Here is a 26438-nt window from a genome sequence, read left to right as displayed (position 1 = left end):
CTTACTATTCCCCAAATGGCTCGAGTACACCGCGGGTTAGGCGCAAAATACGATCACAGCGTTTAGCACGAATCGGGTCATGGGTCACAATCAAAAATCCGGTACCTTGCTCTTTAGCAATATCGAGCATTAAATCGAATACCCGATCAGCAGTCTCAGTATCCAAGTTACCAGTTGGCTCGTCGGCCAACACACAATCGGGTTTTCCAACTAAGGCGCGCGCCACTGCAACGCGTTGACGCTCCCCACCCGATAACTCTGCTGGGGTGTGATGCAGACGTTTTCCTAAGCCAACCGCATCCAATAGGATCTGGGCTGGGGCTTCTGCCTCTTCCTGGCTCAGGCCTCTAATACGTAAAGGCAAGGCGACATTCTCAAGCGCTGTTAATTCGTCAAGCAGATGATGAAACTGATATACAAAGCCTAGGCGTTCATTACGGATTTGATCAAGCTCCTTCGGGCTCATCCGATTGAGTAATTGACCTGCTAGCTCTACTTCACCAGCGCTTGCCGTATCCAATCCCCCCAAAAGGTGAAGCAAAGTACTCTTACCCGAGCCGGAGGATCCCACAATCGCAACCTTCTCGGCCGGACTTAACTCCAAATCGACTGCTTTCAATACTTCAACAGTATTAATACCTACTCCATAGGTTTTAGCAAGTTTGGACGCTTTCAGAACTGGCTTACTCATAGCGCAATGCCTCGGCTGGTTTGACCTGCGCTGCTCTACGGCTTGGGTAAATCGTCGCAAGAATCGATAGAACAAAAGCCATGACTCCTACCTTTAGTACATCATCGAGACGCACATCCGATGGCAGCTGGCTAATGAAATAAATATCTCTTGGCAAGAACTGTACTCGGAAAAGAGTCTCAATAAATGGCACGATCACATCGATGTTAAGAGCAATAAGTAATCCAAATGCAACGCCTAGGAGCGAGCCCAACAAGCCAATCGCCAAACCTTGCACTAAAAATATGCGCTGTACGAGTCCCGCGCTCGCTCCCATGGTTCGAAGAATCGCAATATCGGCCTGCTTATCGGTCACAGTCATTACTAGAGTGGAAACTAAGTTGAATGCTGCTACCGCAATAATCAAGGTCAAAATAATGAACATCATTTTTTTCTCAGTTTGGACTGCAGCAAACCAATTGCGATTAGAGCGTGACCAATCGCTAACCCAGAGCGCTTGCGGTACGACCTGAGCTAGACGCACCGCAATTTCAGGAGCTTTTTGCATGTCATCAACTTTTACCCGCAAACCGGTCGGATCGGTCATTCGCAACAAGGCAGCAGCATCCTTCCAGTGCATCACTGCCAAAGTACTATCGTATTCATAGTGACCACTATCCACCATGCCAACTACCTGGAGAGCGCGCATCCGCGGCATCATGCCGGCGGGAGTCAAATCACCTTCTGGAACTAATAGGTTTACGCGATCACCCACCCTTACACCAAGCGTACCTGCCAGTTGGGTTCCTAATACAACCCCAAATTGCCCGGGCTTGAGATCGCTCATTGAACCCACAATCAATTGCTTGGGCAGATCAGATACTCGACCCTCTAAGGCTGGATCCACGCCTCGCAACGCAACCCCGCGCATTGATTCAGCTCGAGATAAAAGACCCTGGGAACTTACCATTGGGGCAACCCCGAGAACATGAGCTTGTTTTGCAAGTGTCTCGGCGATTGGCTCCCAATCGACCAAACCACTTGGGGAGGTAATCTCAATATGGGAGAGAACCGAAAGCATACGGTCTCGTACCTCTTTCTGAAACCCATTCATGACCGAGAGCACTACGATTAGAGCCGCTACCCCTAAAGCGATCCCCGCCATGGAGATCCCAGAAATAAAGGATAGAAACCCATCACGCTGACCAACCGCTTTCCTGCGTCGTGAGCGCGTGTACTTAAGGCCTATCTCTAGCTCAATCGGAATCTTCCACATCTTCACAGTTTAAGCAATTGGCACCGCCTACTAAGCAAATTGAGTAATTGCCACCTAAAATTAGGGTCATGAGTCATCACATTAGCATTCTCCTGCCTGGCGAAGATCAGATTAATCACGATGTTGAGCGTGCGCCCAAAGCTTTGCCGCATGAGCGCTATCTGATTGGCGACTCCTTTGCACTTGGTAGTGCCCTGCATACAAATCCGAATAATCAAGTTCAGCTATGTATTGAACCGGTTCATTTACACGCGACTCGCGATCATCTCGTCCTACTTCCGTTATCGGAATTGACTGTATCTAGCGATGAAGTCATGATCTTGATGGAGGAGGCAAACACCATCTTCGGCGAAGAGGGAATGATCCCGATTTCAAATAATGGCTATGCCTGGGTTTATGCAGCAAGTGATTATCAATCACTCTACACCCACAGCCTGGCACAAGCCACAGGCCGTAATATCGATTGGTGGCTTCCAAAAGATACCGTCGTGTCAGGTTTAGCCAAACGTTGGCGCAGGGTTCAGAACGAAATCCAAATGCGCTGGCATATTCACCCCATTAATGAGGCACGGGAGGCGCAAGGATTGCCCCGAATTAATTCAGTTTGGGTATATGGGATTGGTAAAGCAACCGATATTACTTATTCGCCTGAATTAACTAATGCTACGCAAATTATTAGTGATCATCCCTGGATGACATCGATTGCTGCACAGTGTGGCATCCCTCTTCTGAAATCCCAAACTGTTGAGTGGGAACAACAAGCAAGCGATATCTTTGTGTGGTTAAAGGATATTGACAAACAATGGCCAAGACTGGTGCAAGCGATGTTCGAACTTGACCTAGAAATCACGCTAATTGATTTTCCGCAAGGCATTCGCAAGCGCACGCTTCGAGCCAAAGACTATCGAGGACCTGCATGGAAGTTTTGGCATAAAAATCAGCCACCGACCTGGGAGGAATTACAGGCATGAGTGTTTTCAGCCAACGCGCCTACCCAAATGAAGTTACTACAAGCTTAGAGGGGCATGGCATTGATCCGCTCTTTGCCCGCTTATACGCTGCTCGAGGCATTCAGGAGTACTCCGACTTAAGTCTTGAGGCAAAGCATTTACTACCACCCTCGTCACTGAAGGAATGCGAGACAGCCGCGAGATTATTAGCAGATGCAATAACCTCAAAACGATCGATGGTGATCGTCGCTGATTACGACTGTGATGGCGCAACCGCCTGCGCTGTTGGCCTGCGAGGATTACGCATGCTAGGGGCATCTGACCAGCAATTGGGTTACTTGGTTCCCAATCGCTTTACCATGGGATATGGGCTAACCCCCGAGGTGGTTGATATGGCGCTTGAACTCAATCCAAGACCATCGCTCCTAATTACGGTTGATAACGGAATTGCTAGCCATCAAGGAATTGACTATGCCAAGACACACGGCATCGATGTTCTGGTCACTGATCATCATCTACCCGGCGAGGAACTTCCAAACGCTCTAACAATAGTCAACCCCAATCAGCCAGGATGTCCATTTTCTAGCAAAGCACTAGCGGGCGTTGGTGTGATGTTCTACATTTTGATTGCCTTACGAGCCCTGTTACGAGAGCGAGGCGTATTTACTGTCGAGACCCAGCCAAAACTCGAGCAGCTCTTTAGCTTAGTGGCGCTTGGCACGGTGGCAGACGTTGCCCAACTCGATCGCAATAACCGCATTTTGGTCTCACAAGGTCTCAGAAAAATACGTCAGGGTCTTGCGCCAGCAGGATTGCTAGCCTTATTTGAGGTGGCTGGACGAGATCCCAGAGCTGCCAGCCCCTTTGATCTGGGATTTGCCATTGGGCCTCGCCTAAATGCTGCTGGTCGCTTAGCCGATATGAGCTTAGGAATTCAATTGCTCCTATGTGACGATGAGGTTCGCGCAAGATCTCTGGCACAAGAGCTTGATCGCATTAATCGAGAGCGGCGCGTGATCGAATCCGGTATGCAAGAATCCGCGCTTGCGAGCCTTGCTAATTTATCCGTGAATGAACAACCCGCACTTTGCTTATGGCACCCTGATTGGCATCAAGGCGTGGTGGGCATTGTCGCCTCGCGACTAAAGGAACGCTTTAATCGCCCAACGATTGTTTTTGCACCTGCCGATGATGACTCTGGCGCTCGATTGCTGCGTGGCTCTGGTCGGTCGATTCAGGGCTTTCATCTGCGTGATGCGCTTGACTTAGTATCAAAAAAATATCCTGGGCTTATTTTGAAGTTTGGCGGCCATGCCATGGCTGCGGGCCTAACGATTCGCCAATCCGACTTTGATGACTTTGAGAATTGCTTTCGAGAGATCAGCGCAAGCCTGCTCGATGATGAAATTTTACAAAGGCGCTGTATCCATGATGGTTCCTTGAGCCCAGATCAATTTACTGTTGAAATTGCTGACCGCTTGGTGCAAGAGATCTGGGGACAAGGTTTTCCGCAACCACTCTTTTATGGCGAATTTCAGGTACTACAACAGTCGTTAATGAAAGATAAACATTTACGTCTTTCACTACGCCCAATTATGCAGGACGAAAGTGATACCCCCGTCGTATCAGCAGTTTGGTTTAATCGCACCCAAACACTACCGCAGCTCGCATTTTTGGCATTTCGTCTAGTGAGTGATCGTTTTCGCGAAGAGGCCCGTATCCAACTGATCATTGAGGCCATCGACGACCCACTCCATTAGGCGCTTACCCGTATAATTCGCTAATGGAAGCCGAACAACTCAATCAAATTACCAACGCCTTCAAAGATCTCCTCGCTCGCGAGCAAGCCCTTCGGGGGTATCTTTGACTTTGATGCTAAATCAAATCGCCTAATTGAAGTCAATCGTATTTTGGAGGATCCCAAAATTTGGGATGATCCAAAACAAGCACAGGCCTTTGGGAAAGAAAAAAAGTTACTTGAAGGCGTAGTGAGCACCCTAACTGATTTGCAGCAAAACATTATTAGCAGCATGGAGCTAATGGATCTTGCTCGCGCCGAGAATGATTTAGATACCCTGCTATCTCTTGAAGCGGATGCAGGTACTTATGAAAAAATTATTGCGGATCTCGAATTTAGGCGGATGTTTCATAATGAAATGGATCCCTGCAACTGCTTTATCGATATTCAGGCAGGGGCCGGGGGTACCGAAGCTTGTGATTGGGCCAGCATGCTGTATCGCCAATACCTCAAATACTGCGAGCGCAAAGGCTATAAAACCGAGATTTTGGAAGAATCTGACGGTGACGTCGCTGGCATCAAAAGTGCCACAATCAAGGTGGATGGTGAATATGCATATGGTCACCTCCGTTCCGAAACGGGTGTACATCGCTTAGTCCGTAAATCACCATTTGACTCCTCGGGCGGTCGCCATACCTCATTTGCCAGCATTTATGTCTACCCTGAGATTGATGACTCGATCGAAATCGAGATCAATCCTGCCGATATTCGTACTGATACCTATCGCGCCTCTGGCGCTGGCGGTCAACACATTAACAAGACTGACTCTGCGGTTCGTCTTACTCATATTCCAACGGGCATTGTGGTGCAGTGTCAAAACGATCGTAGCCAGCATCGCAACCGAGCTGAGGCAATGAGTATGCTCAAATCACGCCTATATGAACATGAGATGCGTAAACGACGTGCCGAACAAGATAAGTTAGAGGCTAGCAAAACCGATGTCGGCTGGGGGCATCAAATCCGCTCTTACGTGCTTGATCAAAGTCGCATTAAAGATTTACGAACCAATGTTGAGATCTCGAACACCCAGAAAGTCTTGGATGGTGATCTCGACGCATTTATTGAGGCCAGCCTTAAACAGGGCGTGTGAGATTCCATTATGAGTAACTTAGACCAACAAGATCCGCCAATTCCTGCGCAAGATGAAAATCACATCATTGCTGAGCGACGTGAGAAGTTAGCAAAGCTTCGCCAAGCAGGCATTGCATACCCCAATGATTTTGTACCAACTCACTTGGCGGCCGACCTTCATCAGCATTACGACTCATTTAATAAAGAAGAATTGGCCAGCAAACGTGTTCATGTGAAAGTTGCTGGTCGGATGGTTCTAAAGCGAGTGATGGGTAAGGCCAGCTTCGCAACCATTCAAGATCGTACTGGTCAAATTCAGTTTTACATCAGTGATGATGTCACTGGCAGTGATGTTCATGCGGCCTTTAAGCATTGGGATTTAGGCGACATCATTGCTGCCGAAGGCTATTTATTTAAAACGAACAAGGGTGAGTTATCGATTGAGTGTTCAACACTGAGACTTTTAAGCAAGTCTTTACGCCCCCTGCCCGATAAATTCCATGGTCTTGCCGATCAAGAATTGAAGTATCGGCAACGCTATGTGGATTTGATTGTGAATTCAGATAGCCGAAATACGTTCTTGGCGCGCAGCAAAGTGATTACTTCGTTGCGTCGTCATATGACTGACGCACAGTTCATGGAAGTCGAGACGCCCATGCTTCATCCGATTCCAGGTGGAGCTGCAGCTAAACCATTTATTACCCACCATAATGCACTTGATATGCAAATGTTTTTGCGTATCGCTCCAGAGTTATATCTAAAGCGCCTAATCGTAGGTGGTTTTGAACGGGTTTTTGAGATCAATCGTAATTTCCGTAATGAAGGTGTAAGTCCTAGGCATAACCCCGAGTTCACCATGATGGAGTTTTATGCAGCCTATACCGACTATCGGTGGCTCATGGATTTCACTGAAAATCTCATTCGTAGCGCTGCCATCGATGCCCAGGGGACTGCAACCCTGACCCACCAAGGTCGTCCACTGGATCTTGCCAAACCCTTTGACCGTCTGACCATTACCGAGGCGATCTTAAAGTACAGTCCTCTTTCGAAAAAATCCTATACCGCGACTCAACTAGAGGATCCTGAATTTATTCGCAGTGAACTTAAAAAAGGTGGCGAAGACCTGAACGCTCCGCCACTAAAAAACGCTGGTTTGGGAGCATTACAGCTTGCCTTATTTGAACTGGTAGCTGAAGAGCACCTTTGGGATCCGACGTACATTATTGACTACCCCATCGAAGTGAGTCCGTTGGCGCGCGAGTCTGACACTCGCAAAGGAGTAACCGAGCGTTTTGAGCTTTTTATTACAGGCCGTGAAATTGCAAATGGTTTCTCGGAACTCAATGATGCCGAGGATCAAGCCGAGCGTTTTCGAAAACAAGTGGCGCAAAAGGATGCCGGCGACGAGGAGGCCATGTATTTTGACCACGACTTCATTCGGGCGCTTGAGTACGGTATGCCCCCTACCGGAGGCTGCGGGATTGGCATTGATCGATTAGTGATGTTACTGACCGACGTACCCAATATTCGTGATGTGATCCTGTTTCCTCATTTACGTCGGGAAGACGAATAAACCTAATACTCTTTTAAGCGAGAGCTTTTAGCAACTCGCTCATAAAAGCCATCTGGCTTATTTTTCACCCACTCAATGAAGCGTTGCATCTGCGGATGTTGGCGAATCGCTTCTGCCGAGTTCAAACGTCTTGCTAATTCGGTCTCGGTAAATAAAGCGTGGATCTGACGATGACAGATTCGATGTAAATACTGTGTTTCCCTGCCACCCTTAGAGCGTGGAATCAGATGATGTGCATCCATTTGGGCGGGAGGAATCTCGCGCTCGCAAATAGGGCAAATCATAGGGTTGGGGGTTACTGATACCGCATCGATTGAATCAATTTGCTTTTGGCGAATCCGACCCAACATAGACTTTACGACTAATGATTTTCTTTGGCGTGATTGATCGAATATTTTGGGATTTCAATCACTAAATCTGTTTTGGCCACAATGGCCTGGCACGATAGGCGAGATTGCGGGGAGAGACCCCAGGCGCGATCAAGCATATCCTCTTCATTTTCATCAGGCTCATTAAGACTTGCAAATCCTTCGCGCACAATGACATGACAGGTGGTGCAAGCGCACACCATATCGCACGCATGTTCAATTTCAATATCATTAGCAAGCAAGGTCTCACAAATACTGGCCCCTGGTTCAGCTTCAATCACTGCGCCATCAGGGCAATACTCAGAGTGGGGCAAGACAACAATTTGGGTCATTACGTTTATCTCAAGAGTTAAATTTCAGCAACATTTTTTCCAGTCAGTGCACGCTGAATACTGGCATTCATGCGCTTTTCAGCAAACGGATCGGTAGTCTTGGCGGCTTTTTCAATCGCTTTACGCAACACATCACTGTTTGTTTCCACTTCTAAAAGTGTCTGTAACTGAGTCATCTCCTTACGAATCAGGGCACGCTCGACATCGGTTAGCAGATCACCATCCTCCTGCAGTGCTACAGTCACTGCCTCTAATAAGCGCCTTGCTTCCACCTGCTCCTCACGTAATGCACGAGCGCGCATATCATCCCCGGCGGCCTGGAATCCATCTTGCAGCATGCGGGCAATCTCAGAATCACTTAGCCCATAGGATGGCTTGATTTCAATGGATGCCTGGACCCCAGAGCTTTGCTCGATCGCATGCACCGATAAAAGTCCATCTGCGTCGACCTGGAATGTCACTCGAATACGCGCAGCACCAGCAACCATCGGAGGAATACCCTTGAGCTCAAATCGCCCTAGGGACCGGCAAGCATCAACGACCTCGCGCTCCCCCTGCACAATGTGGAGCGATAGGCCGGTCTGACCATCTTTAAAGGTCGTGAAGTCTTGTGCCCTGGCAACAGGAATTGGCGTATTGCGCGGAATTATTTTTTCTACGAGTCCACCCATGGTTTCCAAACCAAGGGATAGCGGGATAACATCAAGTAATAACCACTCATTGTTCTTGCTTTGATTGCCCGCTAGAAGATCGGCCTGCATTGCTGCGCCAAGAGCAACCACCTGATCGGGATCAAGGTTGTTTAAGGGCTGAGTCTTAAAAAATGTCCCAACCGCTGCTTGTACTTGCGGCATACGGGTGGCGCCACCAACCATCACGACACCCTTTACTTTATCCACTTGGAGTTGAGCATCACGCAGTGCTTTACGAACCGAAACCATAGTCTTATCCACCAATGGCTTTGTAAGCGCTCCGAACTTGTCGCGAGTCAGAATTAGGGAGATGGACTGTCCGTTCGTGAGCGTGAGCTCAATAGGGGTCTCGGTCACATTGCTTAACTCTTCTTTGGCGCGCTTGGCTGCGCTCAGTAGCGCCCGCTGATCCTTAGGCTCAAGGCTTATCAGCTTAGCCTCATCAATCACCCAGTCATATACCGATCGATCGAAGTCATCACCACCCAAGGCAGAATCTCCACCGGTGGATAAAACCTCAAACACGCCCTTACTCATTCGCAGAATCGAAATATCAAAGGTTCCGCCGCCAAGATCATAGACGGCATAAATACCTTCCGAGGCATTATCTAGGCCATACGCAATCGCAGCCGCTGTGGGCTCGTTTAATAGCCGCAGGACGTGGAGCCCGGCAAGCTTAGCAGCGTCTTTCGTAGCTTGACGTTGGGCATCATCAAAATAAGCGGGAACTGTGATGACCGCCCCGACGATTTCATCCTGTACGGAATCTTCGGCTAACTGTCGTAATCGTGCCAAGATCTCTGCGCTCACCTCCACCGGGCTTTTATCCCCTGCAACAGTTCGTAACTTAACCATGCCTGGCTCATCGATGAACGTGTAAGGGAAATCGTGACCCGTGAAATCATTTAAACCGCGTCCCATGAAACGCTTAACTGAGACAATCGTATTTTTTGGATCCTCGATCACATGTTCTAAAGCCTCAAATCCACCCTGCGTTCTGCCATTTGGCAAATACCGAATCACCGAGGGAAATAGAGCCTGACCAGCAGCATCTGTTAAGACTTTTGGTAAGGCATCGCGAACGACCGCAACCAAGGAGTTCGTCGTTCCTAAATCGATTCCAATGGCCACCTTGCGCTCATGGGGCGCCAATGCCATTCCAGGTTCAGCAATTTGTAGTAGAGCCATATTTGTTTGTCTTAGACCAGTTGCGCGATTGCATCATCGAGCTCGGTAGCAAATTTGTTGATAAAGAGTAAGCCACGCAAGATATCGACCGCTTTGGAATAAGAGGACCGCTCAAATGCATTGGTAAGCTGCTGTAATGAATCGCTACGAGAGGCTTTAACCTCAGTTGCAAGTTGCTCCAGAGCCTCCAAATCATCGGCATGGTCATCTAAAGCTTCGCGCCACTCCATTTGCTTCATGAGAAACTGGGCTGGCATCGCAGTATTAGTCTCGAGATCAGCTTCAACGCCCTGGAGCTGGCAGAGGTAGAGGCCACGCGCGACGGGGTCTTTCAGGGTTCGGTAAGCGCTATTGGCATAAGTCGCCATTTGCATCGCTAAGCGTTGCTCAGCATCAGACCCCGAGGCGTGACGATCGGGGTGAACTTCCTTTTGAATCGCTAAATAGGCCTGATCCAATGCCGACGTATCAAATACGAACCGGGGAGTGAGGCCAAAAAAAGTGAAGTAGTTGTCAGACGCGGAAAGATTCGCCACAACCACACTCATCTTTCACATTGGGATTCTGAAACTTAAATCCTTCATTTAAGCCCTCGCGGACAAAATCAAGCTCGGTGCCGTCGATATAGGTCAGGCTCTTTGGATCAACAAAAATCTTGATGCCATGGGATTCAAATACTTGATCTTCTGGAGCGGCCTCATCAACATATTCCAATTGGTAGGCAAGGCCTGAGCAGCCAGTGGTGCGCACGCCCAAACGCAAACCACAGCCTTTACCGCGTTTTTGCAAACTACGGTTGACGTGGTTAGCGGCCTTTTCAGTGAGGGTGATGGGCATAGTAGTTTTTATTTAACAGGATGCTTGTCTTTGTAATCTTTTACTGCTGCCTTAATGGCATCCTCAGCCAAGATCGAACAATGAATTTTCACGGGTGGCAATGACAACTCTTGAGCAATTTGGGAGTTCTTAATCTCCAAAGCTTGATCAAGAGTTTTACCTTTTACCCATTCGGTCACCAATGAGGAGGATGCAATCGCAGAACCGCAACCATAGGTCTTGAATTTCGCATCTTCAATGACACCATGATCATTCACGCGAATTTGCAATTTCATCACATCACCACATGCGGGCGCACCAACCATTCCGGTGCCAACCTGCTCATCACCCTTGGCAAAGGAGCCAACATTTCGGGGGTTTTCATAATGATCAATTACTTTATCGCTATATGCCATTTCAAATTACCTCGTTTAGAACAACAAACATCATTAATGCGCTGCCCATTGAATCGTATTGAGATCAATGCCGTCTTTGTACATTTCCCACAAGGGAGAAAGTTCCCGCAATTTTGCAATCTTGTCTTTGACCAACGCAATCGTGAAATCTACTTCTTCTTCGGTGGTAAAGCGACCGATCGTAAAACGAATCGAACTATGGGCAAGCTCATCGTTACGCCCCAATGCACGCAATACATAAGAAGGCTCTAAAGATGCTGAGGTACAAGCAGATCCAGAAGAGATCGCAATGTCCTTTAATGCCATCAACATCGATTCACCTTCAACATAGTTAAAACTGATATTGAGGTTATGGGCAACACGGTGATCCATATCACCATTGACATAAACTTCTTCAATGTCTTTTAAACCAGCTAACAAACGATCACGTAATTTGCGAATCCGCGCGGCTTCCTCAGTCATCTCAATCCGAGCAATCCGGAACGCCTCACCCATGCCAACAATTTGGTGAACAGGTAAAGTTCCCGAACGCATTCCGCGCTCGTGACCGCCGCCATGAATCTGCGCTTCAATTCGCACTCTGGGCTTGCGTCGCACATATAGAGCACCAATCCCTTTGGGGCCATAGGTCTTATGTGCTGAGAAACTCATCAGATCGACTTTGAGCTTTTCTAAGTCAATCTCAACCTTGCCGGTTGCTTGCGCAGCATCCACATGAAAAATGACTCCGCGCGAGCGGCACAATTCGCCAAGTCGTGGAATGTCTTGAATCACTCCAATTTCGTTATTGACATACATCACCGATGCCAAGATGGTGTCTGGACGAATAGCAGCCTCAAACTGAGCAAAATCAATTAGACCGTTTTCCATGACATCGAGGTAGGTAACATCATATCCCTCGCGTTCAAGCTCACGACAAGTATCAAGGGTCGCTTTATGCTCAGTCTTCACCGTAATAATGTGCTTGCCTTTTTCTTTGTAGAAATGGGCTGCGCCCTTCAGCGCTAAATTAATACTCTCGGTTGCGCCACTGGTCCATACGATCTCACGAGGATCGGCATGAACTAATTTAGCAACCTCGACCCGCGCTTCCTCGACCGCTTCCTCGGCCGCCCATCCAAATGCATGGCTACGGGAGGCTGCATTACCAAATTGCTCCCGCAAATAAGGCAGCATTTTGTCAACCACGCGCTGATCAATCGGCGTCGTCGCCGAGTAATCCATATAGACCGGGAAATGCTTGGGGCTATATATGGAAACGGGTTGTAAAGCTGCCTTCATGGGAGCGTTCATACTTAACCTTGTCTTGCTAAATTGAATACTGAATTAATTAAAGGCCGCTTAGGAGCCTCTTCTTTTTTAGCAACTGCAGCGACTGCGGGCTTTTTCAACTTCGCAGGCTCAACGCGCACTTTTTTCTCGCGCATATCAGCAATCACCACTCCGCGGCTTTCTTGCTGTTTGACCAAATCGCGTAAAGTGACCGAGTCTAGATACTCAACCATCTTGGCGTTCAAATTGGTCCATAAGTCATGGGTCATACAGCGACTATGGGTGTCTTCCTCGCTATGGCAATTTCCCTTGCCGCCGCACTGGGTAGCGTCTAAGGGCTCATCCACAGCCACAATGATGTCGGCCACACTGACCTCCTCGGCTTTGCGGGCTAATGTATAGCCGCCACCTGGACCGCGAGTACTCTCAACAATGTTAAAGCGACGCAATTTTCCAAAGAGTTGCTCTAGATACGAAAGCGAAATCTTCTGGCGCTGGCTAATTCCAGCTAGGGTTACGGGACCATGCGCTTCGCGCAGGGCTAAGTCAATCATCGCGGTTACAGCAAAACGACCTTTAGTAGTAAGTCTCATAAATCACCTTGGTTGTGGGTTGATATGGACAGCCATTGCCAGAGGGGTAATACCTGACAATTCCAGTCAAGTATAACATATTCCCGAGTATTTTTATCAAGAATAAGCCATAGGGGTAATGTGGGGATAAAAACGATAAGCGCTTGATTTATATAGAATCTTTAGCAAGCGCTCCAAATGCCAACTCCTTAATTTTAGCAATCTGGTCTCGAGTTGCGGCCGCCTTCTCAAACTCGAGATTTTTGGCCTCAGCCATCATTTGCTTCTCGAGACGATTAATTTCGCTCGCTAACTCACGCTCACTCATCATCTCATACTGGGCCTTACGCTGCGCAACTTGCAACTCCGCGCGCTTTTCCTGAACATCGTAAACGCCATCAATAATGTCTTTGATTCGCTTCTGAACACCTTTGGGCTTAATGCCATGCTGCAAGTTAAACGCAATTTGCTTATTTCTGCGACGCTCAGTTTCCCCCATCGCTCTTTTCATGGAGTCCGTTATCTTGTCGGCATACAAAATCGCTTTGCCATGAACATTTCGCGCTGCCCTTCCAATGGTCTGAATCAAACTCCGCTCTGCTCGTAAAAATCCCTCTTTATCCGCATCCAAGATTGCGACGAGAGATACCTCGGGGATATCAAGACCCTCGCGCAATAAATTGATACCAACTAACACATCAAAAACACCTAAACGTAAATCACGAATAATCTCGACACGCTCGACCGTATCAATATCCGAGTGAACATAGCGTACTTTTACGCCGTTATCAGCCAAATATTCTGTTAATTGTTCGGCCATACGCTTTGTAAGCACTGTGACCAATATGCGCTCACCCGCTTTCACACGGTCATGAATTTGACCCAGTAAGTCATCCACCTGAGAGCTGGCGGGTAGAACCTCAATTTCAGGATCGACCAGACCTGTAGGACGTACGACTTGCTCAACCACTTGGCCCGTTTTTTGGTTTTCATAATCGGCTGGAGTTGCTGAGACAAAAATTGCTTGGCGCATCTTCGTCTCAAACTCTGGAAATTTCAGTGGGCGGTTATCCATCGCCGATGGTAAGCGAAAGCCGTACTCCACCAAGGTATGTTTACGAGAGCGGTCCCCGTTATACATCCCATTCAATTGCCCAATCAAAACATGGCTCTCATCTAAAAACATGAGCGCATCATCTGGCAGGTAATCAACTAATGTGGGTGGCGCTTCACCCGGTTTTGCACCCGATAAATGTCGCGAATAGTTTTCAATCCCTTTGCAAAAGCCAAGTTCCGCGAGCATCTCAAGGTCAAATCGGGTACGCTGCTCTAAACGCTGCGCCTCCACTAACTTATTCCCTTTAACAAACTCATCCAAACGCTCCCGTAACTCAGCTTTAATAGTTTCAATCGCTCTTAAAACTGTTTCTCTTGGGGTTACATAATGCGAGCTTGGATACACCGTAAAACGCGGTAATTTTTGCTTAATCTTTCCGGTTAATGGATCAAAGAAATGAAGTGATTCAACTTGGTCATCAAATAGCTCAACCCGAATCGCCAGTTCATTATGCTCGGCCGGGAAAATATCGATCGTATCGCCGCGGACCCGAAAAATGCCTCGCTGAAAATCCATCTCATTGCGCTCATACTGCATGGAAATCAATCGAGTCACGATATCGCGTTGACTTAATTTATCACCAGGTCGTAAGGTCAACACCATACTGTGGTAATCGCCTGGATTACCAATGCCATAAATGGCCGATACGGTTGCCACAATCACCACATCTCGACGCTCTAATAAACTTTTTGTGGCCGATAAACGCATCTGTTCAATATGCTCATTAATTGATGAGTCTTTTTCGATGAACAGATCGCGCTGAGGTACGTAAGCTTCTGGTTGATAGTAGTCGTAATAACTCACAAAATATTCAACAGCATTTCTGGGGAAGAATTCCCGAAACTCAGAATACAACTGTGCTGCGAGAGTTTTATTGGGCGCAAAGATAATGGCCGGCCGGCCCATTCTCGCAATGACATTCGCCATGGTGAATGTTTTGCCTGAACCGGTAACCCCTAATAGAGTTTGAAACAACAATCCATCCTCAAGTCCTTCGCATAACTGATCAATCGCAGTCGGTTGATCACCGGCGGGGGGAAATGGTTGATAGAGTTGATATGGTGAATTTGGAAAGGTAACGAACTTCGATTCATCCAGAGTCGTCGCCTCCTCAATCTGTAGAACAACATCCTCTGCGACTCCAGAAGAATCGGTAAAAACGACCGGGTCTGGGTTCTTTTTTTTGCTGGTCGATTTTGGATTGAGCTTTGGCATCTCGGCTATCATTTATGGCCAGGGATGAATTACCTAGCAATTTATAAATAATCTTCAATTTTGCCGTTTTTATTCCGTTTATACCAACCGCTTCTAAGAGCCTGATTTACAACAACTAATCGAAATTTCCACCATGAATCTGTTTTCTTCCGTCCAGCTTGCTCCCAAAGATCCAATTTTTGGCCTAACCGAGGCTTATAACGCTGACCAAAGGCCCGGCAAAGTTAATTTAGGTGTAGGGGTTTATTACACCGACGAAGGCAAAGTTCCGCTCTTGCGCGCTGTCCTGGAGGCGGAGAAAGAAGTCGTTGCCAAAGAAGCGCCTCGTGCCTACATTCCGATTGAAGGACCCAATCCATATAACTCAGCTGTTCAGAACTTACTTTTTGGCAAAGACTCAGCATTGATTCAGGCTGGGCGAGTGGTCACTGCAGAGTGCCTTGGTGGCACTGGAGCCCTCCGAGTTGGTGGAGATTTTGTTAAACGCCTTGAACCTACTGCAAAAGCAGCCATTAGCTCCCCAAGCTGGGAGAACCATCGCGGTATTTTTGAGGCTGCTGGATACGAGGTTTTGGAGTACACCTACTTTGACCCAAAAACACGGGGCGTTGACTTTGATGGCATGGTGAAATCGCTGGAGTCTTTTCCTGCGAAAACCTTAGTCATCCTCCATGCCTGCTGTCACAATCCAACGGGTGCGGATCTCAACAAAGATCAATGGCAAAAAATTATTTCGATTTGCCAACAAAAACAGTTAATTCCATTTCTTGATATTGCTTACCAAGGCTTTGCGGACGGTATTGAACAAGATGGTGCTGCCGTACGCATGTTTGCTGATTCGGGAATGTCTTTCTTCGTATCGAGTTCTTTCTCCAAATCATTCTCTTTGTATGGTGAGCGTGTTGGTGCTTTATCCATCGTGACACAAAGCAAAGAAGAGTCTGCCCGCGTTCTGTCGCAGCTCAAACGCGTGATTCGAACCAATTACTCAAACCCACCAACGCATGGTGCAGCGATTGTGGCAACGGTTCTCAACTCACCAAAACTGCGTCAAATGTGGGAAGATGAATTAGCCCAGATGCGCGATCGGATTAAATCCATGCGTCAAGGCCTAAAAGAGAAATTGGCAGCAGCTGGCGTATCGCAAGATTTTTCATTTATTGAGGCACAACGGGGCATGTTCTCCTACTCAGGGCTGACCTCTGACCAGGTCGCCAAGCTCCAAGAACAGGATGGCATTTACGCTCTGTCCACGGGACGCATTTGCGTGGCTGCTTTAAATACCAAAAATATAGATCGGGTCGCTCAGGCAATTGCCCGGGTTCTCATGTCAAAATAGGATCTTTGCTGGTTCTGGAGAGTATTCAATGCTTTATCAAATCTATGATTTTCAAAAAGCATTATTGCAACCCCTAACAGAGTGGGCTAAAACGACCGCTGAGACTTTTGTTAATCCCGCGAACCCGCTCTCACTGGTGCCGGGTGCCGAACGTCTAGCAGCCAGTTATGAACTCTTGCACCGTCTTGGCAAGGACTATAAAAAACCCGAGTTTGGAATTCGGAGTGTCAAGGCACACGGCAAAGAAGTGGTTGTCCAAGAATTTACTGCTCTAGCCAAGCCTTTTTGTAATTTGGTTCGCTTCAAGCGTTTTTCAGATGATATTGAAGTCATCTCCAAAATGAAGCAAGACCCTGTTGTTTTAATTGTTGCCCCACTCTCGGGTCATCACTCGACCTTATTGCGCGATACCGTTCGCACCATGTTGCAAGATCACAAGGTCTATATCACCGACTGGATCGATGCCAGGATGGTTCCAAATGACCAAGGTGTATTCGGCCTAGATGATTACGTCCATTACATTGAAGATTTCATTCGCCACATTGGCGCTGAAAACTTGCATGTGATATCGGTGTGCCAACCAACCGTACCAGTACTGGGCGCTGTATCTCTGATGGCTTCACGTGGTGAGAGCACACCTCGCTCACTGGTGATGATGGGCGGACCAATCGATGCACGCAAATCACCAACCGCAGTGAACTCTCTGGCGATGAGTAAATCGATTGAGTGGTTTGAGGCAAATACGATTCATAACGTACCGCCACCCCATCCTGGTGTCGGGCGACGAGTTTATCCAGGGTTCTTGCAGCACATGGGTTTTATTGCCATGAACCCAAGCAACCATCTGCAGTCACATTGGGATTATTTTCAAAACTTAGTACGTGGTGACGAACAAGATGCGCAAGCCCATATCCGTTTTTATGACGAATACAACGCGGTGCTGGATATGGATGCTCACTACTACTTAGATACCATACGTACGGTCTTCAAAGACTATGCACTACCAAATGGAACTTGGATGGTACGCAATGAGCTCGTTAAACCTCAAGATATTCAGGAGTCAGCCTTACTGACGATCGAAGGCGAGATGGATGATATTTCTGGGAGTGGTCAAACGCGTGCGGCCCATAAACTGTGCAAGGGAATTGAGGAATCGAGGAAAGAGCATTATGAAGTAAGCGGTGCCGGACATTACGGTATTTTTTCTGGAAGTCGTTGGCGCAATAAGGTCTATCCCCGCATCCAGCAATTTATTCGGGCTCACCACTCATCGAATCCCAGCAATCAAGACGCGAATTAAATTGCATCGGATTTAAAGTCCATGCCCTCAACCAAGCTGGCCGACCTACTCGAAGACGCGCTTCCGCAAACACAATGCACAAAGTGCGGCTACCCCGATTGCCGCGGTTACGCAGAGGCGCTCGCTGAGGGAGAAAAACCCAATCGTTGCCCCCCGGGCGGTGTCGAGGGAATTATTCGTCTTAGCCAAATCCTGAATTACCCCTTGGATGATGAGACCCGCACCATTAACCCAGAGTGCGGGGTTGAGCGTCCCCGCCCTGTCGCTTGGATTGATCCGAAAGCCTGCATTGGCTGCACACTCTGTATCCAGGCATGTCCCGTCGATGCCATCGTTGGCGCGTCCAAACAAATGCATACCGTTCTTCCCGAGTGGTGTACAGGCTGCGATTTATGTGTTGCCCCTTGCCCAGTCGATTGCATTCACATGCTCAATGTAACGGGTGAACAAACCGGCTGGAATGCCTGGTCAGCCGCCCAAGCCGATCTTGCGAGATCTCGCTATGAGTCGCATTTAAATCGATTAGGACGTGAAGAGCGTGATCAGCAAGAGCGATTGGCCACTAAAGCCAAAGCTAAATTGGCTGCACTGGATCAAAATGAAGCCACTAGCCAAGCACAACTCGATGAAATCGAACGGAAACGGGCGATTATTGCTGCAGCCATTGCACGAGTAAAGCAATCAGGCTCATCAACATCATGAATCTTGAGCAGCGCATTGCCTTTTTTGAGCAATTGAAGGCAAATAATCCAAAGCCGACTACTGAACTCGAATACAGCTCGCCATTCGAACTATTAACTGCGGTCTTACTATCTGCGCAAGCAACCGATGTATCGGTGAATAAGGGAACTCGTCGATTGTTCGTAGTCGCCAATACTCCTAGAGCCATCCTAGAGCTCGGCGAAGAAGGGGTACGTCCTTATATTCAACATATTGGACTGTATCGAACAAAAGGTAAACATTTACAGGAAACCTGTCGAATCCTGCTTGAGCGCCATGGTGGTGAAGTACCCAGAAACCGATCTGACCTTGAGGCGCTTCCTGGGGTTGGGCGCAAAACCGCCAATGTGATCCTCAATACGGCATTTGGGGAACCAACGATTGCGGTAGATACTCATATTTTCCGAGTATCGAATCGCACAGGTCTTGCCCCGGGTAAAAATGTCATTGAAGTTGAAAAAAAACTCATGAAACGGATTCCGAAGGACTACCTCATGGATGCTCATCATTGGCTGATTTTGCACGGCCGCTATGTATGCAAAGCTCGCAATCCAGATTGCGCGCAATGCATCGTCGAGCCTTTATGCTCCTATCGATATAAAACCAATCAAGGAAAAATACGTGGCACTGTTTAACCCAAGCCGTGATGAGGTTCGACAATTCTTTTGCGGGGCATGGCAAAAAGAGTTGTCTGGGGGTGTATTAACGCCCCTGGAGATGATGGCCTGCTCATGGATCAAGCTTCACCCTGAGTACCACGCTATTTTGACGAGCAATGAAGCGCTCTCTCATGAATTCACACCCGAACAAGGGCAAACCAACCCCTTTTTGCATTTATCGATGCACCTATCGATTAGCGAGCAGATTTCAATTGATCAGCCCCCGGGAATCAAGTTGGTAGCCGAGCAACTTAGTCGAAAATTAGATTCAGAGCATGAGGCCCATCACCAGATCATGGAATGCCTAGGTCGCGCACTTTGGGAATCACAGCGCAATGGTCAGGCTCTCGATGCGCATGCATATATTGAATCGATCCGAAAATTACTCTAGGTTTTCAATGAATCAAGCGTCTGAATCTGACCCAATCACTTTATTTCGATCCAATTGGGCGACATATCAAAAACTACTTGAGCATAACTACATGTTTCATCACGAATTGGTTGATGCCAGTCAACGGCTGATTCAGGCAATTGATCGACCAATATCCCTTGTAGATCTTGGTTGTGGAGACGCCACTCTCAGTCAAACACTTTTTAAGAATAATCAAATCTCGCGCTACATAGCATGCGATCTTTCACAACCAGCGCTGCAGCTTGCTAAAACTAATTTGGCACCCTGGTCTTCGCAATTGGAATTAAATTGCTTGGATATGCTTGAGCAACTTCGTCAAATACCGGACTGCGCCCTGGATTTAGTATTTTCAAGTTATGCCATTCATCATTTGAATGATCAATCCAAGCTGGCTCTTTTTAAGGAATGCTTTCGAGTCTTAAAACAGTCGGGGTCGTTTGTGTTGATCGATGTAATGCGCAATAATCGACAAAGTCGAGATGATTATCTTGATCAATATTTATGCATGGTTGAAAATGATTGGGTGGCAATCAGCTCCATCGAACGTGCCCGTATTACTGAGCATGTGCGAGCCAATGACTTTCCTTTGAGCCCCTCTGAATATCAATCGCTCGCGCGCCAGGCAGGCTTTCATCAGGAAGATTTACTAGACGCCCACGGCTTTCATCAAGCCTGGGCCTACCAACGCTTAAGCTAAGTCAGCAATACCTGATCGGATCGCTTCCGGAACTCCCTTAGCAAGCTCACGTCGCGACTTCAGTACAGCTTCAGCTGTATCGCGCTGCCTTAAAGACCAAATTGACTCTGGAAAATATGGATCATCGGCAAAACGGGGGATCACATGCCAATGAAGATGGGGAACTTGATTACCCAATGAGGCTAGGTTTATTTTTTGGGGTCGCATCACACGGCGGACTGCAAACTCAACCACGTCCACCAAGGCCAGCAAGATTTCTCGCTCAACTCGTGATAGCTCACTCATCTCAGCAGTATGTCGATTCCAAATCACCCGGCAATAGCCAGGCAAATCGGGAGCATCGACCAGAACAACGCGCGCATCATCACCGCGCCATACTAGATGCCCGCCCTCGTCTTTGCAAAGAATGCAATGGTTCATAGTTACTACTGTAAAACAGAAAGGCGCCTAAGTCACCCTTTTGGGATGCTAAAGACGCCTTCCATAACTGCATTAGCCGCAGATTAGGCGAATGAATGATTAATGAAATTGCTCTTCTTCGGTCGATCCAGTCAAGGCAGTTACCGATGATTTCCCACCTTGAATCACGGTTGTAACGTCATCGAAGTAGCCGGTGCCAACTTCTTGCTGATGTGAAACAAAGGAATAACCCCGATCACGTGCTGCAAACTCAGGCTCTTGTACCTTCTCAACATAAGCCGTCATACCGCGCTTGACATAGTCTTGTGAAAGGTCATACATGTTGTACCACATCGAGTGAATACCGGCCAAAGTAATGAACTGGTACTTATAACCCATCGCACCTAGCTCGCGCTGGAACTTAGCAATCGTTGCATCATCTAAGTTTTTCTTCCAGTTAAATGACGGCGAGCAGTTGTAGGCCAACATTTTTCCGGGGAACTTCTCACGAATGGCTTCAGCAAACTTCTTCGCAAAATCCAAATCTGGGGTACCGGTCTCGCACCAGACCATATCGGCATATTCTGCGTAAGCCAAACCACGAGAAATCGCCTGTCCGAGCCCTTTACGAGTTTTATAGAAACCCTCAGGTGTTCTCTCACCAGTCAAGAACGGTTTATCGTTTTCATCATAATCCGAGGTTAATAGGTCAGCAGCCTCAGCATCGGTTCTTGCCAAAATAATGGTTGGCACACCCATGACATCGGCAGCCAAACGAGCAGCAATTAATTTCTGCACGGACTCTTGGGTTGGTAACAGCACCTTGCCACCTAAGTGTCCGCATTTTTTAACGGATGACAACTGATCTTCAAAGTGCACGCCGGCTGCACCATTTTTAATCAATGCTTTGCTTAATTCATAGGCATTCAGAACACCACCAAAGCCAGCTTCAGCATCGGCAACGATGGGTGCGAAATAATCGATGTAACCAGGATCGCCTGGATTAATTCCTTTTGACCACTGAATCTGATCTGCGCGCTCAAATGTATTATTAATTCGCTCAACCACCTTAGGTACTGAATCCACTGGATAGAGGGATTGATCAGGATACATTGCTGCATAGGTATTGTTATCAGCAGCTACTTGCCAGCCTGACAAATAGATTGCTTTAACACCAGCCTTCACTTGCTGCATGGCTTGACCACCGGTCAATGCGCCCAAGCAATTTACATAGGCTTCGTTATTCACCAAATTCCATAACTTCTCAGCGCCCTGTTTCGCTAAGGTGTACTCTGGGCGAACAGAACCGCGAAGACGAACGACATCTTCTGCGGTGTAGCCACGCTTTACCCCCTGCCAACGTGGATTGGTATCCCAATCCTTCTGAATAATTGCTGCTTCTGCTTTACGAGTCACCATATTGCTCTCCTTCATTCACGATAAAAATGGATATCGACGTGGGCTTGAGAAACCCAAACTCTTATGTCTTATATAAGAGTTTAGAAAGCAATTGATTAATAATGACTAAATCTACTAATGATATAAAAATAAATTAACTCAACAGATTCAATTACTTATTGATAAAATTTTGCTTTATGAAATAAAGAATTAGAAAATGAAATGGGGTAACAATTTTCATTTTTCTATCTTTCCATCTAATGAAATTTTGATTTCACTAGATGGAAATTAGATTTAATCCGCCGTAGCTGGTCGATTGGGGATGCTACTTGCAACCCTAAATGCGGTAAAGATAATTAAGCATTGGATAAAGGCAACCCCTAAGAAGAGCCAGTTGGGCCTGCCAGCATCGAGCAAAATTCCAAAGGCAAGAGGGCCGACTGAGGCGCCAAGGTCAATGCCTGAGTAGACAATGCCATAGACTCGACCAGAGGCGCCTTGCGGCGTTGCTGACCGAATCATTAAGTCGCGTGATGGCGCAGCAATACCCAAGCCAATTCCGATCACAACAAACAAGGTTGGAATGAAGGCAGCCGATACTAACTCTGCACCGATGATCACCGACATAAGCGCACTAACAAATAAGCAGATCACAACCGTTCGTTCCGGGGCAGCAAAACGACTTGCCAGATAACCGCCTAATAGCATGCCGCCAGCGGTTCCAAGTGCTAGGAGAGTTAGGAAAAAGTTTCCGGAGGCAACCGAGATTTCATAAGTCTTAAACAGGGCACTAGGGGCAAATGATTGAATACCTGACATCGCCACCATGCTAAAAAAGAAGAAGAGCCAGCATAGCCAAACGGCAGGCAACTTTAAGAAATCAAAAGTTCCCAAGGGGCTATGGTTTGGGTCTTCCTTACGCGCATTCGCTAAATTACTAGCTTGACGCTCTTTTGCATCATCCGTTAACAAGTCACGGTTAAACCAGAGCAACATCAGAACCGATATGGCTAAGATGGCTGCCGCCATCATCGCCGTTCGCCAGTTTGCCAATTCGGCAATCGCCACCATAAAGACTGGGGCTAAAGCCCAGCCTAGATAACCTGTGACCCCATGGAAGGAATACGCATACGGTAGTCGTTTTGGCGAAATCTTATGATTAATTAGGGTGTAATCAACGGGATGAAAAACACCATTGCCACACCCCATCAAAATTGCACCAATCATCAACCCCAAATAACTTGAACTCACAGCATAGGTCACTGCGGATAGAGCCAATAGTCCGATCCCGGCGAAAAGGACTGGTCGCGCGCCTTTGTGATCCACCAGAAAACCAGACGAGGCCTGAACAATGCAAGACACCACAAAGAAGACGGTCATCAATAAACCGAGTTCGGCGTACGACAAGCCGAACTCAATCTTGAGCCAAGGAAATAGTGGAGGAAGAACTAAATGGTAAAAATGTGAGGTACCGTGCGCGAGGCTAATTAAGCCAATCGTACGGTTATCACTAGAATAAAAACTGCCTTGGGCAAGCGACATGGCACTAGTTTAGCGCCAGTCGCTCAATCCGCCAAAACGCTTAATGCACGAGACGCGAAAAGCTGAAATCGCCCTTTTTATCGACATCCACCGGAATTACATCCTGCGGGCCAAATTTACCCTCCAAAATCATCTTCGATACCGGATTTTCAATATGTTGCTGAATCGCTCGCTTGAGTGGTCTTGCTCCAAAAACAGGATCAAAGCCAACCTCGGCTAACTTATTCAACGCGGCATCACTAATATCTAATTGCATATCAAGACGCGCCAAGCGCTCGGAGAGGTTTTGCAAGAGGATTTTTGCAATCGAGGCAATATTCTTTTGGTCAAGCCCATGGAAGACCACGATCTCATCGACCCGGTTTAAGAACTCAGGACGGAAATGATTCTTAAGTTCGCCAAAAACTGCTTCTTTCACTTCTGCTTGATTTTTTCCAGTCATGGACTGGATCAAATGAGAACCAATATTACTGGTCATCACAATCACAGTATTTTTAAAATCAACCGTGCGACCCTGACCATCGGTTAAGCGTCCATCATCCAAAACTTGTAGTAACACATTAAATACATCAGGATGTGCTTTTTCGATCTCATCAAACAAAATCACGCTATAGGGTTTGCGACGCACCTGCTCAGTAAGATAACCACCCTCCTCATAACCCACATACCCAGGGGGCGCACCAATTAAGCGAGCGACGCTGTGCTTTTCCATGAACTCACTCATGTCAATACGTATGAGTCGGTCATCACTATCAAACAAAAACTCAGCCAATGCTTTGCAAAGCTCCGTTTTGCCAACACCCGTAGGCCCTAAAAACATAAATGAGCCATAGGGTTTATTTTCCTCAGAAAGACCAGCGCGCGAGCGACGAATCGCATCCGAGACCGCGCGAATGGCTTCATCTTGCCCTACAACACGTTCGTGCAAATGCTCTTCCATTTTGAGCAATTTGTCTCGCTCACCCTGCATCATTTTTGAAACAGGAATGCCTGTGGCGCGCGAGACCACCTCGGCAATCTCTTCGGCACCAACTTGAGTGCGAAGTAATTTCGGCCGACTTGTATCTTTTTGCTCTGCTTTTGCCTCAGCAGCCGCCGCTGACTTCAGCTTTTGTTCAAGCTCAGGTAATTTCCCGTATTGCAGTTCAGCGACTTTCTCGAGCTTACCCTCGCGCTGCAGCTTGGCGATTTCTGCTTTGACGCGTTCGATCTCCTCTTTCACAGAGGCAGCACCCAAAGCTGCACCCTTTTCTGCCTTCCAAATTTCCTCAAGGTCAGCATACTCAGCACCCAAACGGGTGATTTCCTCTTCAATGAGGTCTAGGCGTTTTTTAGAAGCATCGTCCTTCTCTTTCTTGACCGCTTCACGCTCGATCTTTAATTGGATCAGGCGACGATCCAATTTATCCATCACCTCAGGCTTTGAATCAATTTCCATCTTGATACGAGAGCCAGCCTCATCGATGAGGTCAATTGCTTTGTCCGGCAAAAATCGATCTGTGATGTAGCGGTGAGAAAGCTCAGCTGCGGCCACAATCGCTGGATCGGTAATCTCAATGCCGTGATGTAGTTCATATTTCTCTTGTAAGCCACGCAGAATCGCAATCGTTGCCTCAACACTTGGCTCATCAACCATCACTTTTTGGAAACGACGCTCTAGAGCGGCATCTTTTTCAATATATTTACGATATTCATCCAGTGTGGTGGCACCAATACAGTGGAGCTCACCCCGCGCTAGTGCAGGCTTTAACATATTGCCAGCATCCATTGCACCATCGGCCTTACCAGCTCCAACCATGGTATGAATTTCATCAATGAACATAATGGTGCGGCCTTCGTCTTTTGCCACATCATTAAGAACGGCTTTTAAACGCTCTTCGAATTCACCGCGATACTTTGCGCCTGCTAGTAACAGTGCCATATCCAACACCAAGACGCGTTTGTCTTTTAAGGTTTCCGGCACTTCACCGTTCACAATACGTTGCGCAAGGCCTTCAACGATGGCCGTCTTACCGACACCTGGCTCACCAATTAAGACCGGGTTATTTTTACTACGCCGCTGAAGAATTTGAATCGCACGACGGATCTCATCATCGCGCCCGATCACTGGATCAAGCTTTCCAAGTCGAGCACGCTCGGTCAGATCAAGGGTGTATTTCTTTAGAGCTTCGCGCTGCCCTTCGGCATCCGCTGAGTTCACCGACTCTCCGCCGCGCACTAAATCAATGGCTGCTTCTAAGGCCTTGCGACTCAGCCCATTCTCACGGGCTGCTTTGCCAAGCTCGCCTTTATCGTCTGCCAAAACCAATAAGAATAGCTCGCCAGCAATAAATTGATCTCCGCGTTTACTTGCTTCCTTTTCGGTTTGATTGAGCCAACTTAATAAAGTCCGACCGATCTGAACGTCGCCCCCGGTACCCTGCACCTGAGGTAATTTGGCGATCATCGCCTCGGCAGCCTTTTCAAGGCCAGCAACATTGGTACCGGCCCGAGTTAATAAGCTACGCGCCCCCCCATCTTGCTGGCGCAGCATGGCAAGCAGCAAGTGCTCGGGCTCAATGAACTGGTTATCGTTAGTTAGGGCAAGGCTTTGTGCGTCCCCTAACGCCTCTTGGAATTTAGTGGTTAATTTATCGATTCGCATGA

Annotated in this window: 25 protein-coding genes; 10 read left to right on the top strand and 15 right to left on the bottom strand. The window is 47.6% G+C overall.

Annotation, left to right across the window (positions count from 1 at the left end; genetic code table 11):
• Window positions 1-4: 4 nt before the first annotated feature.
• Window positions 5-691 carry an ABC transporter ATP-binding protein gene (locus QUE64_RS02890; RefSeq protein WP_286225833.1) on the bottom strand — a complete coding sequence of 229 codons (687 nt, stop codon included), beginning with the start codon at window positions 689-691 and terminating at the stop codon, window positions 5-7.
• Entirely contained in the window at window positions 684-1946 is a 1263-nt protein-coding gene (locus QUE64_RS02885) for a lipoprotein-releasing ABC transporter permease subunit (RefSeq protein ID WP_286225832.1), read from the bottom strand. Before QUE64_RS02885 ends, QUE64_RS02890 begins: the two co-directional genes overlap by 8 nt.
• A gap of 68 nt (window positions 1947-2014) precedes the next feature.
• Between QUE64_RS02885 and QUE64_RS02880 the strand changes: the two genes are divergently transcribed.
• The 4 genes from QUE64_RS02880 (at window position 2015) to lysS (ending at window position 7338) form a co-directional block, all read left to right on the top strand.
• Window positions 2015-2917, top strand: a complete 903-nt coding sequence (locus tag QUE64_RS02880) for a hypothetical protein (RefSeq protein WP_286225831.1) — start codon at window positions 2015-2017, stop codon at window positions 2915-2917.
• Window positions 2914-4656, top strand: a complete 1743-nt coding sequence (recJ, locus tag QUE64_RS02875) for a single-stranded-DNA-specific exonuclease RecJ (protein WP_286225830.1) — start codon at window positions 2914-2916, stop codon at window positions 4654-4656. The genes QUE64_RS02880 and recJ overlap by 4 nt, the downstream gene beginning before the upstream one ends.
• 23 nt (window positions 4657-4679) lie before the next feature.
• A protein-coding gene (prfB, locus tag QUE64_RS02870) for a peptide chain release factor 2 (protein ID WP_286225829.1) occupies window positions 4680-5784 on the top strand; the annotation gives its coding sequence in 2 pieces (ribosomal slippage) (window positions 4680-4760 and window positions 4762-5784; 1104 coding nt in all).
• A gap of 9 nt (window positions 5785-5793) precedes the next feature.
• The gene (lysS, locus tag QUE64_RS02865) at window positions 5794-7338 is read left to right on the top strand and encodes a lysine--tRNA ligase (protein WP_286225828.1); all 1545 of its coding nucleotides are present in this window, start codon (window positions 5794-5796) and stop codon (window positions 7336-7338) included.
• A gap of 2 nt (window positions 7339-7340) precedes the next feature.
• Here lysS and QUE64_RS02860 read toward each other — a convergent pair whose 3' ends face one another.
• The 9 genes from QUE64_RS02860 to uvrB all read right to left on the bottom strand — a co-directional run bounded on the left by QUE64_RS02860 (window position 7341) and on the right by uvrB (window position 15326).
• A complete protein-coding gene (locus QUE64_RS02860) occupies window positions 7341-7688 on the bottom strand; it encodes an HNH endonuclease (protein WP_286224305.1) in 348 nt (115 codons plus the stop codon).
• Window positions 7689-7699: 11 nt separating this feature from the next.
• Window positions 7700-8038 carry an ISC system 2Fe-2S type ferredoxin gene (gene fdx, locus QUE64_RS02855; RefSeq protein ID WP_286224304.1) on the bottom strand — a complete coding sequence of 113 codons (339 nt, stop codon included), beginning with the start codon at window positions 8036-8038 and terminating at the stop codon, window positions 7700-7702.
• Between the two features lie 17 nt (window positions 8039-8055).
• Complete coding sequence (gene hscA, locus QUE64_RS02850; protein ID WP_286225827.1) at window positions 8056-9918, bottom strand: Fe-S protein assembly chaperone HscA; 1863 nt, start codon at window positions 9916-9918, stop codon at window positions 8056-8058.
• Window positions 9919-9929: 11 nt separating this feature from the next.
• A complete protein-coding gene (gene hscB, locus QUE64_RS02845) occupies window positions 9930-10454 on the bottom strand; it encodes a Fe-S protein assembly co-chaperone HscB (protein WP_286225826.1) in 525 nt (174 codons plus the stop codon).
• Window positions 10432-10755, bottom strand: coding sequence for an iron-sulfur cluster assembly protein IscA (gene iscA / locus QUE64_RS02840; protein ID WP_286225825.1), 324 nt, complete (start codon window positions 10753-10755; stop codon window positions 10432-10434). The genes hscB and iscA overlap by 23 nt, the downstream gene beginning before the upstream one ends.
• 8 nt (window positions 10756-10763) lie before the next feature.
• Entirely contained in the window at window positions 10764-11150 is a 387-nt protein-coding gene (iscU, locus tag QUE64_RS02835; RefSeq protein WP_215371770.1) for a Fe-S cluster assembly scaffold IscU, read from the bottom strand.
• A gap of 33 nt (window positions 11151-11183) precedes the next feature.
• Window positions 11184-12443, bottom strand: coding sequence for an IscS subfamily cysteine desulfurase (locus QUE64_RS02830; RefSeq protein WP_286224294.1), 1260 nt, complete (start codon window positions 12441-12443; stop codon window positions 11184-11186).
• Between the two features lie 2 nt (window positions 12444-12445).
• Window positions 12446-13015 (bottom strand): Fe-S cluster assembly transcriptional regulator IscR, encoded by a 570-nt coding sequence (gene iscR, locus QUE64_RS02825; protein ID WP_108508047.1) that lies wholly within the window; start codon window positions 13013-13015, stop codon window positions 12446-12448.
• 148 nt (window positions 13016-13163) lie between these two features.
• Window positions 13164-15326 carry an excinuclease ABC subunit UvrB gene (uvrB, locus tag QUE64_RS02820; protein ID WP_286225824.1) on the bottom strand — a complete coding sequence of 721 codons (2163 nt, stop codon included), beginning with the start codon at window positions 15324-15326 and terminating at the stop codon, window positions 13164-13166.
• Between the two features lie 133 nt (window positions 15327-15459).
• Here uvrB and QUE64_RS02815 point away from each other — a divergent pair, with 133 nt between their 5' ends.
• Genes QUE64_RS02815 through QUE64_RS02790 form a run of 6 tightly spaced genes read left to right on the top strand, consistent with a single transcriptional unit; the run spans window position 15460 to window position 20453 of the window.
• Window positions 15460-16665, top strand: a complete 1206-nt coding sequence (locus tag QUE64_RS02815; RefSeq protein WP_286225823.1) for an amino acid aminotransferase — start codon at window positions 15460-15462, stop codon at window positions 16663-16665.
• 28 nt (window positions 16666-16693) lie between these two features.
• Window positions 16694-17965, top strand: coding sequence for a polyhydroxyalkanoate depolymerase (locus QUE64_RS02810; RefSeq protein ID WP_286224290.1), 1272 nt, complete (start codon window positions 16694-16696; stop codon window positions 17963-17965).
• Window positions 17966-17986: 21 nt separating this feature from the next.
• Window positions 17987-18667 carry an electron transport complex subunit RsxB gene (gene rsxB / locus QUE64_RS02805; RefSeq protein WP_286225822.1) on the top strand — a complete coding sequence of 227 codons (681 nt, stop codon included), beginning with the start codon at window positions 17987-17989 and terminating at the stop codon, window positions 18665-18667.
• Window positions 18664-19320, top strand: coding sequence for an endonuclease III (gene nth / locus QUE64_RS02800; RefSeq protein ID WP_286224288.1), 657 nt, complete (start codon window positions 18664-18666; stop codon window positions 19318-19320). Before rsxB ends, nth begins: the two co-directional genes overlap by 4 nt.
• Window positions 19313-19735 (top strand): DUF1841 family protein, encoded by a 423-nt coding sequence (locus QUE64_RS02795; RefSeq protein WP_286226153.1) that lies wholly within the window; start codon window positions 19313-19315, stop codon window positions 19733-19735. Before nth ends, QUE64_RS02795 begins: the two co-directional genes overlap by 8 nt.
• Entirely contained in the window at window positions 19680-20453 is a 774-nt protein-coding gene (locus tag QUE64_RS02790) for a class I SAM-dependent methyltransferase (protein WP_353506774.1), read from the top strand. Before QUE64_RS02795 ends, QUE64_RS02790 begins: the two co-directional genes overlap by 56 nt.
• Here QUE64_RS02790 and QUE64_RS02785 read toward each other — a convergent pair.
• From QUE64_RS02785 to clpB, 4 genes are all read right to left on the bottom strand, one after another.
• Window positions 20445-20873 carry an HIT family protein gene (locus QUE64_RS02785; protein WP_286225820.1) on the bottom strand — a complete coding sequence of 143 codons (429 nt, stop codon included), beginning with the start codon at window positions 20871-20873 and terminating at the stop codon, window positions 20445-20447. The two genes, QUE64_RS02790 and QUE64_RS02785, sit on opposite strands and share 9 nt — an antisense overlap.
• 99 nt (window positions 20874-20972) lie before the next feature.
• Window positions 20973-22271, bottom strand: coding sequence for an isocitrate lyase (aceA, locus tag QUE64_RS02780; RefSeq protein ID WP_286225819.1), 1299 nt, complete (start codon window positions 22269-22271; stop codon window positions 20973-20975).
• Window positions 22272-22544: 273 nt separating this feature from the next.
• Window positions 22545-23792: an MFS transporter gene (locus QUE64_RS02775; protein ID WP_286225818.1), complete on the bottom strand. Its 1248-nt coding sequence runs from the start codon at window positions 23790-23792 to the stop codon at window positions 22545-22547.
• A gap of 40 nt (window positions 23793-23832) precedes the next feature.
• Window positions 23833-26436: an ATP-dependent chaperone ClpB gene (gene clpB, locus QUE64_RS02770; RefSeq protein ID WP_286225817.1), complete on the bottom strand. Its 2604-nt coding sequence runs from the start codon at window positions 26434-26436 to the stop codon at window positions 23833-23835.
• Window positions 26437-26438: the final 2 nt, after the last annotated feature.

The organism is Polynucleobacter sp. HIN7 (assembly GCF_030297595.1).
Taxonomy (GTDB): domain Bacteria; phylum Pseudomonadota; class Gammaproteobacteria; order Burkholderiales; family Burkholderiaceae; genus Polynucleobacter.
Note: the sequence above shows the minus strand (reverse complement) of the source record. Positions and strands in the feature narration are given on the sequence as shown.

Coding starts and splice junctions, on each gene's coding strand:
- QUE64_RS02890 (WP_286225833.1), bottom strand. CDS start 691: ATGAGTAAGCCAGTTCTGAAAGCGTCCAAACTTGCTAAAACCTATGGA.
- QUE64_RS02885 (WP_286225832.1), bottom strand. CDS start 1,946: ATGTGGAAGATTCCGATTGAGCTAGAGATAGGCCTTAAGTACACGCGC.
- QUE64_RS02880 (WP_286225831.1), top strand. CDS start 2,015: ATGAGTCATCACATTAGCATTCTCCTGCCTGGCGAAGATCAGATTAAT.
- recJ (WP_286225830.1), top strand. CDS start 2,914: ATGAGTGTTTTCAGCCAACGCGCCTACCCAAATGAAGTTACTACAAGC.
- lysS (WP_286225828.1), top strand. CDS start 5,794: ATGAGTAACTTAGACCAACAAGATCCGCCAATTCCTGCGCAAGATGAA.
- QUE64_RS02860 (WP_286224305.1), bottom strand. CDS start 7,688: ATGTTGGGTCGGATTCGCCAAAAGCAAATTGATTCAATCGATGCGGTA.
- fdx (WP_286224304.1), bottom strand. CDS start 8,038: ATGACCCAAATTGTTGTCTTGCCCCACTCTGAGTATTGCCCTGATGGC.
- hscA (WP_286225827.1), bottom strand. CDS start 9,918: ATGGCTCTACTACAAATTGCTGAACCTGGAATGGCATTGGCGCCCCAT.
- iscA (WP_286225825.1), bottom strand. CDS start 10,755: ATGCCCATCACCCTCACTGAAAAGGCCGCTAACCACGTCAACCGTAGT.
- iscU (WP_215371770.1), bottom strand. CDS start 11,150: ATGGCATATAGCGATAAAGTAATTGATCATTATGAAAACCCCCGAAAT.
- QUE64_RS02830 (WP_286224294.1), bottom strand. CDS start 12,443: ATGAACGCTCCCATGAAGGCAGCTTTACAACCCGTTTCCATATATAGC.
- iscR (WP_108508047.1), bottom strand. CDS start 13,015: ATGAGACTTACTACTAAAGGTCGTTTTGCTGTAACCGCGATGATTGAC.
- uvrB (WP_286225824.1), bottom strand. CDS start 15,326: ATGCCAAAGCTCAATCCAAAATCGACCAGCAAAAAAAAGAACCCAGAC.
- QUE64_RS02815 (WP_286225823.1), top strand. CDS start 15,460: ATGAATCTGTTTTCTTCCGTCCAGCTTGCTCCCAAAGATCCAATTTTT.
- QUE64_RS02810 (WP_286224290.1), top strand. CDS start 16,694: ATGCTTTATCAAATCTATGATTTTCAAAAAGCATTATTGCAACCCCTA.
- rsxB (WP_286225822.1), top strand. CDS start 17,987: ATGCCCTCAACCAAGCTGGCCGACCTACTCGAAGACGCGCTTCCGCAA.
- nth (WP_286224288.1), top strand. CDS start 18,664: ATGAATCTTGAGCAGCGCATTGCCTTTTTTGAGCAATTGAAGGCAAAT.
- QUE64_RS02790 (WP_353506774.1), top strand. CDS start 19,680: ATGGTCAGGCTCTCGATGCGCATGCATATATTGAATCGATCCGAAAAT.
- QUE64_RS02785 (WP_286225820.1), bottom strand. CDS start 20,873: ATGAACCATTGCATTCTTTGCAAAGACGAGGGCGGGCATCTAGTATGG.
- aceA (WP_286225819.1), bottom strand. CDS start 22,271: ATGGTGACTCGTAAAGCAGAAGCAGCAATTATTCAGAAGGATTGGGAT.
- QUE64_RS02775 (WP_286225818.1), bottom strand. CDS start 23,792: ATGTCGCTTGCCCAAGGCAGTTTTTATTCTAGTGATAACCGTACGATT.
- clpB (WP_286225817.1), bottom strand. CDS start 26,436: ATGCGAATCGATAAATTAACCACTAAATTCCAAGAGGCGTTAGGGGAC.